The organism is Xanthomonas sp. NCPPB 3218 (assembly GCF_056725185.1).
Map to the genome: position 1 here is coordinate 1,645,308 of NZ_CM161516.1, position 13,171 is coordinate 1,658,478.

13 protein-coding genes are annotated in these 13,171 nt (G+C 67.0%); all 13 read right to left on the reverse strand.

The genetic code is table 11. From position 1 onward, the window contains the following. On the reverse strand, nt 1-828 hold the full coding sequence (locus tag AC1PLS_RS07145; protein ID WP_016902394.1) for a phosphatidate cytidylyltransferase: 828 nt from the start codon (nt 826-828) through the stop codon (nt 1-3). Continuing rightward, nucleotides 825-1,586: a polyprenyl diphosphate synthase gene (gene uppS / locus AC1PLS_RS07150; protein ID WP_024940375.1), complete on the reverse strand. Its 762-nt coding sequence runs from the start codon at nt 1,584-1,586 to the stop codon at nt 825-827. Before uppS ends, AC1PLS_RS07145 begins: the two co-directional genes overlap by 4 nt. 17 nt (nt 1,587-1,603) lie before the next feature. Continuing rightward, nucleotides 1,604-2,161, reverse strand: coding sequence for a ribosome recycling factor (gene frr, locus AC1PLS_RS07155; RefSeq protein WP_016902392.1), 558 nt, complete (start codon nt 2,159-2,161; stop codon nt 1,604-1,606). A 197-nt stretch (nt 2,162-2,358) separates the two neighbouring features. After that, nucleotides 2,359-3,081 (reverse strand): UMP kinase, encoded by a 723-nt coding sequence (gene pyrH, locus AC1PLS_RS07160; RefSeq protein ID WP_024940374.1) that lies wholly within the window; start codon nt 3,079-3,081, stop codon nt 2,359-2,361. Nucleotides 3,082-3,187: 106 nt separating this feature from the next. Continuing rightward, nucleotides 3,188-4,711 (reverse strand): sensor domain-containing diguanylate cyclase, encoded by a 1,524-nt coding sequence (locus tag AC1PLS_RS07165; RefSeq protein WP_024940373.1) that lies wholly within the window; start codon nt 4,709-4,711, stop codon nt 3,188-3,190. A 283-nt stretch (nt 4,712-4,994) separates the two neighbouring features. Further along, nucleotides 4,995-5,873, reverse strand: coding sequence for a translation elongation factor Ts (gene tsf / locus AC1PLS_RS07170; RefSeq protein WP_184434023.1), 879 nt, complete (start codon nt 5,871-5,873; stop codon nt 4,995-4,997). A gap of 169 nt (nt 5,874-6,042) precedes the next feature. After that, nucleotides 6,043-6,864 carry a 30S ribosomal protein S2 gene (rpsB, locus tag AC1PLS_RS07175; RefSeq protein WP_026064294.1) on the reverse strand — a complete coding sequence of 274 codons (822 nt, stop codon included), beginning with the start codon at nt 6,862-6,864 and terminating at the stop codon, nt 6,043-6,045. A gap of 413 nt (nt 6,865-7,277) precedes the next feature. Continuing rightward, complete coding sequence (locus AC1PLS_RS07180; protein WP_046342168.1) at nt 7,278-7,985, reverse strand: fimbrial biogenesis chaperone; 708 nt, start codon at nt 7,983-7,985, stop codon at nt 7,278-7,280. Nucleotides 7,986-7,987: 2 nt separating this feature from the next. Beyond that, a complete protein-coding gene (locus AC1PLS_RS07185) occupies nt 7,988-8,320 on the reverse strand; it encodes a hypothetical protein (protein ID WP_046342169.1) in 333 nt (110 codons plus the stop codon). Nucleotides 8,321-8,368: 48 nt separating this feature from the next. Continuing rightward, nucleotides 8,369-9,403, reverse strand: coding sequence for a Csu type fimbrial protein (locus AC1PLS_RS07190; RefSeq protein WP_054591607.1), 1,035 nt, complete (start codon nt 9,401-9,403; stop codon nt 8,369-8,371). After that, entirely contained in the window at nt 9,400-11,751 is a 2,352-nt protein-coding gene (locus AC1PLS_RS07195; RefSeq protein WP_184434025.1) for a fimbria/pilus outer membrane usher protein, read from the reverse strand. The genes AC1PLS_RS07190 and AC1PLS_RS07195 overlap by 4 nt, the downstream gene beginning before the upstream one ends. A gap of 16 nt (nt 11,752-11,767) precedes the next feature. After that, the gene (locus tag AC1PLS_RS07200; protein ID WP_104577344.1) at nt 11,768-12,538 is read right to left on the reverse strand and encodes a fimbrial biogenesis chaperone; all 771 of its coding nucleotides are present in this window, start codon (nt 12,536-12,538) and stop codon (nt 11,768-11,770) included. 8 nt (nt 12,539-12,546) lie between these two features. Further along, nucleotides 12,547-13,071, reverse strand: a complete 525-nt coding sequence (locus AC1PLS_RS07205) for a Csu type fimbrial protein (RefSeq protein ID WP_039530071.1) — start codon at nt 13,069-13,071, stop codon at nt 12,547-12,549. Nucleotides 13,072-13,171: the final 100 nt, after the last annotated feature.

Genomic DNA, 13,171 nt, shown 5'->3' on the forward strand with positions numbered 1-13,171 from the left:
CTAGAATCCGAGAATTTCCTTGCCGAGTGCGAACACCGGCAGGGCGGCGAGCACGCCGTCGATACGATCCAGCACGCCGCCATGGCCCGGAATCACCGCACCCGAGTCCTTGGCGCCGGCGTGGCGCTTGAGCAGGCTCTCGAACAGATCGCCCAGCACCGAGGCCAGCACCGCCACCGCCGAGACCAGCACCAGCTGCGGCACGTGCGCCAGGGTCAGCCCGGCCAGCCAGCCGAATGCGCAGGCGACCACGATGCCGGCGACCATGCCGCCGAGCAGGCCTTCGATGGTCTTGTTGGGGCTGACCCGCGGCGCCAGCTTGTGCTTGCCGAACGCGCGGCCGGCGAAATAGGCGCCCGAATCGGCCGCCCACACCATGGTCAGCGCGGTCAGCAGCCACAGGTTGCCCTTGTCCGGGTTGGCGTGCAGCAGCACCAGCGCAGCCCACGCCGGCAGGACCGCCAGGGTGCCGGCGGCGAGCTTGAGCGCGCGCGCCTGGCCGTTGCCGTGATCGGCACCGAAGGTGAAAAAGCGCAGCCACAGCAGCGCCAGCAGCCACCAGACCACCCCCACCAGGGCGGCGATCTGGAACAGCACCATGGAGCCGGCCGAGGCCCACACCATCAGCACCATCAGCAGCAGATTGAGCATCAGCAGCACGGTACGCGGCAGGCTGTCGTCGATGCCGGAGAGCTTGAGCCACTCCCACAGGCCGGTCAGGAACAGGATCGCCGCCAGCGCCGCCAGCCATTGCGTGGGCAGCAGCACGATCGCGCAGATGGCGAGCGGCGCCATGATCAGCGCGGCAATCACGCGGGTCTTGGTCATGCGGAGGAGCTCTCCGTCGCCTTGTCGGCGATCTGGGCGCTGGTCAGGCCGAAGCGACGTTCGCGCCCGGCATAGTCATCCAGTGCCTGCTGCAGTACGCCGGCATCGAACTCCGGCCACAGGGTTTCGGTGAACCACAGTTCGGTATAAGCCAGCTGCCACAGCAGGAAATTGCTGATGCGGGTGTCGCCGCCGGTACGGATGAACAGGTCCGGCGCCGGCAGATCGGCCAGCGCGACGCGGCTGGCCAGCAGCGCTTCGTCGATCTGCTGCGGCTGCAGGCGGCCGGCGGCCACTTCTTCGGCCAATGCCCGCGCGGCCAGCGCAATGTCCTGGCGGCCGCCATAGCTGGCGGCGATGCTCAGCACCAGCCGCGCATTGGCGGCGGTGACGCGCTCGGCGGCGGCCATGCGTTCGCGCAGCGGCGTAGCGAAACGGCTGCGATCGCCGATGAAGCGCACCTGCACGCCGCGCCGCTGCAGTTCGTCGACCTCGCGATCGAGCGCATGCAGGAACAGCTTCATCAGCGCATCGACTTCCTCCTGCGGACGGCCCCAGTTTTCACTGGAAAACGCGAACAGGGTAAGCGCCGAGACGCCTTTTTCCAGGCAGAAATCGATGGTGCGATTGACCGCACGCGCGCCGGCGCGATGACCGATCATGCGCGGACGCCGCCGACGCTGCGCCCAACGCCCGTTGCCATCCATGATGATGGCAATGTGGCGCGGCACGGCGGCAGCGGAAGGTGCTGGATGCATGGCAGGCGATGCCACGATCAGACCGTCATCAGTTCCTGTTCCTTGGCCTTGACGACCTCATCCACATCCTTGATGGCCTTGTCGGTGAGCTTCTGGATGTCGTCTTCGGCGCTGCGTGCCTCGTCCTCGGTGACCGCCTTGTCCTTGAGCAGGTCCTTGACCTGCTGGTTGGCATCGCGACGGATGTTGCGGATGGCCACCTTGCTGTCTTCGCCCTCGCCATGCACGGCCTTGCTGAGCTCCTTGCGGCGCTCCTCGGTCAGCGGCGGCAGGTTCAGACGGATCACGGTGCCGACCACGGTCGGGGTCAGGCCCAGATCCGAGGCGTAGATCGCCTTTTCCACGTCCTTGATCATGCCCTTGTCGAACAGGCTGATGACCAGCGAGCGGCCTTCGGAGACGCTGATGCTGGCGACCTGGTTGAGGGGGGTGTCGGTGCCGTAGGCCTTGACCTTGATGCCGTCCAGCAGCGCCGGAGAGGCGCGGCCGGTGCGCACGGTGGTCAGGGAATGGCGCAGAGCATCGATGCTCTTGGTCATGCGCGTCTGCGCGTCTTGTTTGATCTGGTTGAGCATCGCCGGAATCCGTGTGGAGCTGAATCCGGAGATTATAGCCGGGACTGCGTTTTGAGACTTGCCGGCCGGCAGAGTCCTGCGCAGCCGGTTCACCTGGGGTGCCACTCCACGCCCGGCATCGCCATCGGTCAGGCGTCAGCGCAGTCTCCGGGACCGCGCCTTTGCGATTCCCGAATCCCGATTCCCCACTCCCGGCCTCAACTCCGGCCCTGCACCAACGTGCCGATCTGCTCGCCATGCAGGATGCGCAGCAGCACCCCGGGCTCGCTCATGCCGAAGATGCGCAGCGGCAGGTCGCTGTCGCGCGCCAGCGCGAAGGCGGCGGTGTCCATCACTTCCAGGCCCTGCAGGATGACCTGGTCGTAGGTCAGGCTGTCGTAACGCACTGCGTCAGAATGCTTCTTCGGGTCCTTGTCGTACACGCCGTCGACCTTGGTTGCCTTGAGCAGCAGGTCGGCGCCGATCTCGATCGCGCGCAGTGCCGCGCCCGAGTCGGTGGTGAAGAACGGATTGCCGGTACCGGCGGCGAAGATCGCGATGCGGCCCTTTTCCAGATGGCGGATCGCGCGGCGGCGGATGAAGTCCTCGCAGACATCGTTGATCTTGATCGCGCTCATCACGCGCACCTTGGCGCCGAGCTTTTCCAGCGCGTCCTGCATCGCCAGCGCGTTGATCACGGTGGCCAGCATGCCCATGTGGTCGCCGGTGACGCGGTCCATGCCGCTGGCGGCCAGGCCGGCGCCGCGGAAGATGTTGCCGCCGCCGATCACCAGGGCGACCTGCGCGCCGGCCTGCTGGGCTTCGATCACTTCATGGGCGAGGCGGTTGATGACCTTGGGATCGATGCCGTAATCCCCGTCCCCCATCAGCGCCTCCCCGGAAAGTTTGAGAAGAATGCGGCGATAGGCAAGTTCAGACATGGGGGAGACCTCGGTGTGGGGGATCGGCAAACGCCGGCAAGTCTAGCGGAAGCCTGTCACCGCGCGTGGTAAAAATTCTGTAGTTGGCGATGCCGTGATGCGTTGCTCAGTGCGCGCGCGGAGGTTGCGGCGTCGGCATGTCGGTCGCATCGTAGGCGGTGACGCGGTTGCGGCCGCGATGTTTGGAGCGATACAGCGTGCTGTCGGCGGCCTGCAGCAGATGCTCGATGCTCTCGAACTGCCGGTCGCCACCGCCGTGGGTGGCCAGTCCCGCCGAGAAGGTGATGTGCAGCGGGCCGCCCTGCAGTTGCGCCATCGGCGTGCGTGCGGTCTCGGCCAGGATGCGCTCGACCACCATCAACGCCGCCTCGGCTGCGGTGTTGGGCAGGATCACCAGGAATTCCTCGCCTCCATAGCGGGCGACCAGGTCGCTGGTGCGCACCATGCGCTGCAGCGTCTGCGCGAAGTTGCGCAGCACCTCGTCGCCGACCAGATGGCCATGCGCATCGTTGACGCGCTTGAAGTCGTCCAGATCGATGAAGGCGATCGACAGTGGCCAGTTCTGGCGCGATGCCAGCTCGAACTCGTGCGCGAGCGCGGTGCCGAGCTGGTGGCGGTTGAACACGCCGGTCAATGCATCGCGGCTGGCCTGTTCGGCCAGATGGCGCATGCGGTTTTCCGATTCGTCGGCATGCCGGCGCGCTTCGGCCACGTCCTGCAGCTCGCGCAGGCTGCGCAGCATCGCCAGCTCGCGGGCCTGCTCGAAGATCATCTGGATGTGCTCGGGCTGCGGCACGCGGATGTCGAACAGGGCTTCCAGTTCGGGCAGCGACTCGGCGATGCGTTCGATCACCTTTTCGAAGCGTTCGGCATCCAGTTCCAGCACGTCCTGCGCCTGGCGCTGCGCGTGCTCGGTGGCGGCAACGGCACTGGCCGACAGCCAGATGTCCGCCAGGCGTCCGGACAGCGCGACACAGGCCATGAACGGCTCCAGGCTGGCGGGCTCTTCCTCGCTCTGCGCGATGGCGTTCTGCAGGTACGGCGGCAGTTGCCATTGATGCGCGAGCCAGGCGCCGACTTCGGCATGGGTGGCGCCCAGATGCGCGCGTTCGGCCTCGATCAGCGCGGCGTTGTCGGGCGCCTGTTCCAGCAGTGGTGCATACAGCTCGGGCGCGCCCTGCAGCAGGGCGAGCTTGCCGATGTCCTGCAACAGGCCGGCCAGCATGAGTTCTTCGGGTTTGCGGATGCCGTAGGCCTGGCCGAGGATGCGACTGGCCAGCGCACACAGGCCGGCGCGGCGCCAGATGCGCTCATGCAGCGGATGCGCGGTAAAGGTGCTGCGCACGCCATGCACCATCGAAAACCCCAGCGCCAGGCTCAGGGTCGCGTTGAGGCCGAGCATGGTCAGTGCCTGGCCGAGGTTGTCGATGCGGCGGCGGCTGGCGTACAGCGGCGAATTGGCAACCCGCAGCATGCGCGCGCTCAGGGCCATGTCCATGCCGATGACGTTGGCCGTGGTGGTCATGTCCACGTCGGGGTCCTGCGCCAGCTCGATGACGCGCAGCGCAACGCCCGGGGGCGATGGCAGGTTGCGGCAGTAGTGCAGGGCGGCCTGTAGATCTGGTTGCATGGGTCATCGCCGACGGTGGGCGCAAGCATACCGCTGCGCTCGTTAATGGGGCACGCCATGCTCCGCCGTCGCCGCGCGGCAACGCGTGCGCGATGGGGGCGGAAAAGCCTGGTCGGCATCCAGTTCTAGCGGCAACCGCCACGACATCTGTAGAGTTGAGGCCGGTCGCGGGCCCGGCGGATGCGTTCGCTTCAGCTTCGCGCTTTCATGGGCCTGCGCGACAGTGTCGGGCCCAAAAAAAAAGCCGCGGCAGGCCGCGGCTTTCTCTATGCAGTGGCGAGGATCAGGCCAGGCCGGCCTGCTTCATCACTTCGGCGGCGTAGTCTTCCACCACCTTCTCGATGCCCTCGCCAACGGCCAGGCGCTGGAAGCCGACCACTTCGGCACCGGCAGCCTTGACGGCCTGCTCGACGGTCTGGTCGGTGTTCAGCACGTACGGCTGGCCGTACAGGGTCACTTCGTTGACGATCTTGCTGATCTTGCCGCTGATGATCTTTTCCAGGATCTCGGCCGGCTTGGCCTTGTCCTTATCGGACATCTTGGCCAGTTCGATTTCCTTTTCCTTGGCAACGAACTCGGCCGGGACATCGGAGGCCTTGACGTGCGGCGGGTTCATCGCGGCGATGTGCATGGCGATGCCGCGTGCCAGCTCGATGTCGCCACCCTTCAGCTCGACCAGCACGCCGATGCGGCCACCGTGCACGTAGGCCGCGACGTTGTTGGCGCTGTCGATGCGGACTAGGCGACGCACCTGCAGGTTCTCGCCGACCTTGGCGATGACTGCGGCGCGACGCTCTTCGATGGTCTCGCCGCTGTCGAGCTTGACGCTCTTGAGCGCTTCGGCATCGGCGGCATCCGAGTTCAGCGCGGCGGTGGCCACGGTCTCGGTGAAGGCCAGGAAGTTCTCGTCCTTGGCGACGAAGTCGGTTTCGGAGTTGACTTCGACCAGCACGGCCTTGCCGCCGGCCTGTGCGGTGGCGATGCGGCCTTCGGCGGCAACGCGGTCAGCCTTCTTGTCGGCCTTGGCCAGACCCGACTTGCGCAGCCATTCGGCAGCGGCGTCGATGTCGCCTGCGTTTTCGACGAGTGCCTTCTTGCACTCCATCATGCCGGCGCCGGTGCGCTCGCGCAGTTCCTTGACCAGGGAAGCAGTGATTTCCATGGAATTACCTCATATGGACGAATGCGTGCGGCGGAGGGTTCCGCCAGTAGGAGACGGCGCAGCCAGGCCGGCCGCCCCCGTAGAAATGTTCAGTGGCCTCGGCGACGGGCCGCGCTGGGCCCGTCGGGGCTGCGGCCGCACAGCATGGTGCGGCCGCATTGCAGGCCGATTACTCGGCAGCCGGAGCGGCAGCGTCGGCCGGTGCGTCAGCCTTCTTGTCGCCCTTCTTGGCCGGAGCGCGACGGCCCTTGCCTTCGTCGGCGGATTCGGCCGAGAACTCTTCTTCGCGGACCGAAGCGGAGTTCGGCGCAGCAGCCTTGCCTTCCAGCACGGCGTCGGCGGCGGCACGTGCATACAGCTGCACGGCACGGATGGCGTCGTCGTTGCCCGGGATGGCGTAGTCGACCAGGGCCGGGTCGTAGTTGGTGTCGACCACTGCGATCACCGGGATGCCGAGCTTCTTGGCTTCCTTGATGGCGATGTCTTCATGGCCGATGTCGATCACGAAGATCGCGTCGGGCAGACGGTTCATTTCCTTGATGCCGCCCAGCGAGGCGTCCAGCTTCTCGCGCTCGCGACGCAGGCCCAGCACTTCGTGCTTGACCAGCTTGTCGAAGGTGCCGTCGGTCTCGGCCGACTCCAGTTCCTTCAGGCGGGCAACCGACTGCTTGACGGTACGGAAGTTGGTCAGCGTGCCGCCCAGCCAGCGCTGGGTCATGAACGGCATGCCGCAACGCTCGGCTTCTTCCTTGATGGACTCGCGCGCGCTGCGCTTGGTGCCCAGGAACAGCACGGTGCCACGCTTCTGCGCGATCGAGGAGAGGAAGTTCATCGCGTCATTGAAGAGCGGAACGGTCTTCTCGAGGTTGATGATGTGGATCTTGCCGCGCGCGCCGAAGATGTACGGCGCCATCTTGGGGTTCCAGTAGCGGGTCTGGTGACCGAAATGGACGCCGGCTTCCAGCATCTGACGCATGGTGACTTGGGGCATTGAAGTAACTCCTGATAGCGGAATCTACGTGCGCGGACTGGACTTTGAAGAGTCCGCGCATGGATGTGCGGGCCCTTGCGAAAGGATGCGCACAAACGATTCCGGGGTTGGGCTTCCCTGTCGCCTCCGTGACGAACCCCTTGCGGGGCACCCCGGCACGGATGGCGGCGGCAGGTGTGAATTCGTCGGTGACGTCCGACGTGAACGACGCAATGCGCAAGAGACGCAAAACAGCCGGCGGAGTATAGCCGGCTGAGCGGGCGGGCGCAATTGGCGAATCGGGATTGGGGAATAGGGATTCGGGATTCGTGATTGGCGGGCCGTGTGTCGCGGCAGTTGTTCGCTGTCGGTCCAGGATGGTCAAAGCGCCAGCACTTGCGAATCCCCAATCCCGAATTCCCAATCCCCAGAGCTCACGGCTCCAGCGCCAGCGTCGTCTCGATATCGCTGTTGATCCGCGCCACGAAGCGGCCATTGCCGGCGGCCACGTTGGCGGGCAGCGACCATTGGCGGGTCTGGCCGGGAAGCACATAGCCGGCAAGGTCGTCGCGGATGCTGCGGCGGGTGCCGCCGGCATCGATGTAGGCCAGGTCGGCCAGCCTGGCATGGCCGAGCCCGGCGTTATGGACCTTCAGCGCGCGGCCGCTGCCCTGGCCGGACAGGCTGGCCTGCAGCAGCGGGCGAAGGTCGCCGGGCTGGCTTGGCAGGGCGAACACCGGCGTGGAATAACGCAGCAGTGCGGTGTCGCTACCGGAGGCATGCTGGGTCACTACCAGGCGGTAGCTGTCTTCGCTCTGCACCGGGCTGGGGCCCAGGCGGATCACCCGCAGCAATTGCCGGCCTTGCGGAGGAATTTCGAATTGCGCCGGGCTGACGGTGGCGGCGGTGGCCGGTTCAAGCAGTTCGCGGTCGCCATCCTGGCGCCAGCGGTAGAGTTTGGCTTCGGCGCGCCATGGCAGGGCTGCCTGGTTGTAGAGCCAGACGGTGGTCTGGTCGCTGTCGGCGGGAATGCGGGCGGTGGTCGGGGCGATGGCGATCTCGGCGGCAACGGCGCTGCCACCGATGGCAAGGCCGGCGAGTGTCAGTGCCAGCAGGCCGCGACAGGAGCGGGACGCGGCCATGGTCAGAACGCGATCGTGGTGATGGGCGCGTTGCCGGCAGGCGTTGGCCCGGCGAGTGCGCTGGCATCCTGCCCGGTGCTGGCGGCGGTTGGGGTGTCGGCGCTGCCGGCCGGCGGGGCGATCGCCATCGGCGTGCCCCTGGAGCAGCTGGCGCGCGGCGGCGCAGTGCGCAGTTCGCAGCCGCTGAGCAGACGCAGGCCGATGTGCAGGGTGAAGTTTTCCGGGCCCGGAGCGGTGGCCGCGTTGGCCGCGGTAGAGCTCGCGCTGCAGACGAGGGCGACCAGCGTCAGGCGCTTCAACAAAGTGACCAGCGTCATGAAGGCAATCGTTTGCATTGGAGACGTAACAAATAGCGACGCCCCCAATGCGAACTTTATTAACTGTCAGTAAGTGATCGAGACGGTCACCGTGTCGTTGTAGGCACCCGCGATGGGCTGTTGCGGTGCCGGCGCGCGGCCATAGACGGTCACCGTCTGCGCGACTCCGTTGCCGGTGCCGCTGAGCGTATCGACGCCGATGCTGGTGCCCCAGCGGTTGCCGCGGCCGGCGTCCCGATACAGTTCATAGGCGATGTAGTTGGCACTGCTGGCGTGGCGCATGCGCCGGACGTTGCCGGCGGCATTGATGCCATCGCCCAGCCCGATATTCCAGGCAGTGCGGTTGGTGCATGACAGGCTGATGGTGGAGGTGCGGTCGATGGCGGTATCGATGGTGCCGGCGATGCTGCCGAAATCCAGGTCGGTGGTGACGTAGGTACTGCAGCGTGCCGGCACGTTGGCCGAGGCCGTGAACGGAAAGGCGTTGCTGGCGGTCTTGGCACCGCTGCCGCCGGCCGTGCAACTGCTCGGCGCCGGCGGCATACCGATGACGCTTTCGTTGTAGGAGTAGCGCAGCACGGTGTCGGCACCGCCGAAGCTGCTGCTGTGGTTGCCGACCGACAGCGTCTGGTTGGCCGGAATGCGCCCGTACAGGGTAATGCTGGCCGTCTGCGAGCCGCCGGTGACCACCGGAACGCCGTAGGACAGTGTCACCAGGCGCGGCGAGGGTGTCGTCGACCCGGTGGCGCCCCAGACCTGGGTCCGCGTGGCCTCGCTGTAGATCTGGAAGTCCAGGCTGTCGCTGGTGGGGTTGAGCATGCGGCGTGGCGCGTACAGCCCGTTGCTGGCGCTGCCCGGCCCGAGGTCCAGGCACAGACTCACCTGGGCATAGCCGAGCACGCTGAGCGCTGCGGTCGCGCAGGAGACGTTGAGCGTTGCCACCGCATCGGTGGTGCCGTTGGCCGCCACGTTGCCGAACGCCAGCGGGGTACCGAGGGTGACGCTGCAGGTGGTGTCCGCGTGCGCGCCCTGGCAGGGGGCAAGCCACAACGTTGCGATCGCCAGCGCAACGACCAGGCGCCACAGTGCGGGCAGGCTCATGGGGTTTGCTGCTCGAGAACGCAGGGCAGCGGGCCGACCCGCGGGATGCCGCCGGGGTTGATCGGGTAGGTGAAGCGCGCGCTGCAGCGGCCATCCGGCAGCTCCACCAGGATGCGGTTGTTGATCTGCAGATTGTCCAGATAGGTTTCGCCGTCGTAGCCGACCACCACGCGTTCGGCGTTGCCCTCGCGTTGCACCACGCTGCCGACCGGCAACGGCACGCCCTGGGCGTCGTGCAGCACGATCATGGCCGCGCGCACCCGGGTGATGCCGAAGCGCACCGCCACCCCGGACTGCTGGCGCGGTGTCACCGCGGTATCGACGCGGTCCACGCGCAGGTCCGCCGGCAGGTTCAGGGTGTCGATGGACAACTGGTTGCGCTGCCACGACTGCAGCGGGGTGACCAGCAGCATCCCGCGCGCATCGGTGACGCCGATCAGGCGATTCTCCAGCCGCACCGGAATGCCGGGCTGGCCGTCGGTGGAGACCACCGCAAAGGCATCCTGGATATCGCGCGCGGCAAAGCCGCGGCCATTCATCCACACCAGGCTGCCGCTGGCGCTGGCATAGCCGAAGTTGGCGCCATCCTGGTTGGCGACGCCGAAGTTGTAGCGGCCGATGCGGTTCAACCACCCCAGCTCGGCCAGGCCGCCGTTGGCATCGTCGCCGGCACGCCCCTGCAGGCGCCAACCGATCCCGCCCAGGTCGCCGTCGCCGGGCAGCGGCTGGCTCAGATCGGCCACGAACCCGGTGCGGTTGCCGTTGCGCTGCATCGAGGCGCTGGCCTGGCGCAACTCGCCGAACGTGGTCGACAGCGACAGGTACAGGCTGCGGTCGCTGCGCACATCCAGGTTCTGGTTGCCGGACAGATTGGCCGCCCAGTTGCGCCCGAAACTGCGCGACCAGAACAGGCTCGCATACCGCGAGGTGTCGCCTTGCGGGTAGCTCAGCCGCACATAGCTGGTGCCCAGCGAGCCGATCGGATTGACGTTGACGCCGAACACCGCGCGGTCGCTGATGCGCGCCGGCAACGCGCCCTGCAGCGCGCCCAGGTCGCGATAGTCGCCGTGGGTGCGCTGGGTGCCGACAGTGAAGTTGAAGCGACGGTTGTTCCAGGCATACCCCAGCACGTACTGGCCGCCGCGCAGCGCATCCATCCGGCTATGCGCGTAGGCCGCGTTGACCACGCCGCCCGCGCCGAGCAGCCACACGCCGCCGGCACCGGCATTGACCACGCCGCCGCCGGCCTCGGTATGCGCTTCGATGGTGAAGTCATCGCGCAGGCCCTTGCGCAGCGTGGCGCTGGCGACCGTGCGCGACTCGTAGGAAAACGAGCGCACGCCGTAGTCCTGGCGCAGATGGCCGATGCCGGCCGACCATTCGGAAATGCCGCGCGCCAGCAGTTGCGGCGTGCCATAGAACGCGAAGTCCAGCCGGCGCACCTGGCCGAACGCATCGGTCACCACGATCTGCGCCTGCCCGGTGCCGCTGATGCCGGGTTGCGCGGCCAGCTGGAACGGGCCGGCCGGCACCTGGCCGCTGTACTGGCGCAGCCCATCGACGTAGAGCTCCACCGTCGACGGCACCACCGCCTCGCCCAGGAAGCTTGGTGTGGGGGTGAGCACGCGGTACGGCTGCAGGGCGTAATTGCGGCCGATCTGTATCCCGCCCAGGCGGATCGAGCGGCTCCAGTCGACAAAGCCGCTGTAGAAATCGCCGACCGTCAGGCTGGTGGCGCTGTCGGGGAAATCCATCTGCCAGGCGCTGTCCAGACGCACCGCTTCGCTGCGCCAGCGCTGGTCCTGCGGGCGGTCGTAGGCCAGGAACACCGCGGTGGTGTCGACCATGCCGCGGCCGATGCCGAAGCCGCGCACTTCGGTGGCCAGCGACACGCTGCTGGCCCCGGCATTGCGCGTGGCATAGAAGTCGTAATTGAGCAGCATGCCCGGCGAGGCAGTGGCGCTGGGCGGTGAGACCTGTTCGGCCTTGAGTACCGTGGTGGAGAGCGACAGCTGCGCCAGCGGCACCTGCAACGCAAGCCGTTGCAGCGCAGCGTCGTAGCGCACCTCCACATCGGGCAGGCGATCCAGATCGACCAGCTCGCTGGCGGGGCGGTCGGCCAGGAGGAAACCCAGCTTGCGCAGCGTGTCGACGGAGCCGCGCAGGTGGCCGTCCACCAGTTCGAACGGTGCCAGGCCGCGCTCGGCCTGGTTGAGGCTGACATCCAGGTACAGCGTCTGCGGCAGGGCCGCCACGTTCTGCGGCGCCTGATCGGACAGTGGCGCCATGTCGGCCAGATCGCCGGAGGCGGCGTGTGCCAGGCAGGTGGCGGCCGCAAGCAGCGTCATCGCCAGCCGGCCCGCATCACGGCGCTGCTGGCGCGGCCAACAAGGTGCGTTCGTCCGCCTCACCATTGATCCTTGCGATGATGGTGCCGCGGCCGAACTGGGCCAGCGGTGCCCCCAGCGACCAGCGCATGGTCTGGCCGGGCAGGACATAACCCACCAGCCCGTTCAATGCCGTCTTGGTCGTGCCATCGACCCGATGCTGCAGGTCGGCGACCTGGGCGTGCCCATTGCCGGTGTTGCTGATCTGGATCTGCGCATTGCCGTCGCTGCCGGCAATCACCTGCGTGCTCAGGGTCGGGGTGGATTCGGTCTTGCCCGGCGGCAGCAGGAAGATCGGCACCGAGTAGCGCAACACGAACTGCATGCCCTTGCGATCCGCATCGGCGTTGGGCAATTCGTCGACGATGATGCGGTAGCAGGCTTCCTCGCCGGTCGGCGCGGGCCCGGCGCGAATCACCCGAATCAGCTGGCGCTCGCCGGCGGCCAGCGTGCGCATCGGCGGGCTGACCAGCAGTTCCTGGGTGGGGTCGAGTTGATCCTTGCCGTCACGCTGGGTCCAGCGATAGGCGCGGGTCTGCACCTGCACCGGCGCGCTGCCGCTGTTGCTCAGCCAGAGCCCGTCGGCGGACTGCTGTGCGCTCAGCGTCAGCGAGGTCGGCGCCAGCTGCAGGCTGGCCGCATGGGCCGGCTGCAACGGCACGCCGCTGCCAAGCGCCAGCATCAGGCTCAATCCGGCCGTGACCAGCCAGGCCGGCATCCGGTACGACAGGCGGTGGTGCAGTGGCATGCGCGCGCTCAGTAGACGATCGTGGCGGTGATGGTGTCTTGGTAGGTACCGGTCGCGGGATTGTTGGCCGACGGGTTGGTCACGCGGCCGTAGACCGGATAGACCTGGTTGATGCCGGTGGCGGTGCGGCTCAGCGTATTGGTGCCGGTGGTGCTGCCCCATACCGTGCTGCGGCCCAGATCCTGGTACAGCTGGTAGGCGATGAAGTTGTTGGTGGTGACCAGCGCATCGGTGTTCTTCATGCGGCGGGTGGTGACGTCGTTGGCGGTGCCGGCATTGCTGCCCGCGCTCAACGCAATGTTGTACGGCGTCAGTGCGGTGCATTGCGCGGTCACGCTGCCGTTGGCGTCGGCATTGGCGGTGGAGGTGGACAACACCGAGCCGAAGTCGACGTCCGTCGCCGAGGCAGCGGTGATGGTGCAGGCCTTGGTGACGGCGATCTTGACGTTGAATGTGGTGGTATCTGCTGCGGTGGCAACGCCAATGGTCGAGAGCAGGCCGAGGGACAGCAGGACAGGGCGGACAGTACGCATGGACATTTCCTTGACCGGTCTGGTCATTGGTGACGCGACGACTCGTCGCCCTGCCTCCAATGCATCAGCTGTGCCAAAGATTACCCTGAATGATTTGGCT

What these genes read in the sequence shown, in the direction of transcription:
- AC1PLS_RS07145 (WP_016902394.1), bottom strand. Translation starts at nt 828, where the DNA reads ATGACCAAGACCCGCGTGATTGCCGCGCTGATCATGGCGCCGCTCGCC.
- uppS (WP_024940375.1), bottom strand. Translation starts at nt 1,586, where the DNA reads ATGCATCCAGCACCTTCCGCTGCCGCCGTGCCGCGCCACATTGCCATC.
- frr (WP_016902392.1), bottom strand. Translation starts at nt 2,161, where the DNA reads ATGCTCAACCAGATCAAACAAGACGCGCAGACGCGCATGACCAAGAGC.
- pyrH (WP_024940374.1), bottom strand. Translation starts at nt 3,081, where the DNA reads ATGTCTGAACTTGCCTATCGCCGCATTCTTCTCAAACTTTCCGGGGAG.
- AC1PLS_RS07165 (WP_024940373.1), bottom strand. Translation starts at nt 4,711, where the DNA reads ATGCAACCAGATCTACAGGCCGCCCTGCACTACTGCCGCAACCTGCCA.
- tsf (WP_184434023.1), bottom strand. Translation starts at nt 5,873, where the DNA reads ATGGAAATCACTGCTTCCCTGGTCAAGGAACTGCGCGAGCGCACCGGC.
- rpsB (WP_026064294.1), bottom strand. Translation starts at nt 6,864, where the DNA reads ATGCCCCAAGTCACCATGCGTCAGATGCTGGAAGCCGGCGTCCATTTC.
- AC1PLS_RS07180 (WP_046342168.1), bottom strand. Translation starts at nt 7,985, where the DNA reads ATGGCCGCGTCCCGCTCCTGTCGCGGCCTGCTGGCACTGACACTCGCC.
- AC1PLS_RS07185 (WP_046342169.1), bottom strand. Translation starts at nt 8,320, where the DNA reads ATGCAAACGATTGCCTTCATGACGCTGGTCACTTTGTTGAAGCGCCTG.
- AC1PLS_RS07190 (WP_054591607.1), bottom strand. Translation starts at nt 9,403, where the DNA reads ATGAGCCTGCCCGCACTGTGGCGCCTGGTCGTTGCGCTGGCGATCGCA.
- AC1PLS_RS07195 (WP_184434025.1), bottom strand. Translation starts at nt 11,751, where the DNA reads ATGACGCTGCTTGCGGCCGCCACCTGCCTGGCACACGCCGCCTCCGGC.
- AC1PLS_RS07200 (WP_104577344.1), bottom strand. Translation starts at nt 12,538, where the DNA reads ATGCCACTGCACCACCGCCTGTCGTACCGGATGCCGGCCTGGCTGGTC.
- AC1PLS_RS07205 (WP_039530071.1), bottom strand. Translation starts at nt 13,071, where the DNA reads ATGCGTACTGTCCGCCCTGTCCTGCTGTCCCTCGGCCTGCTCTCGACC.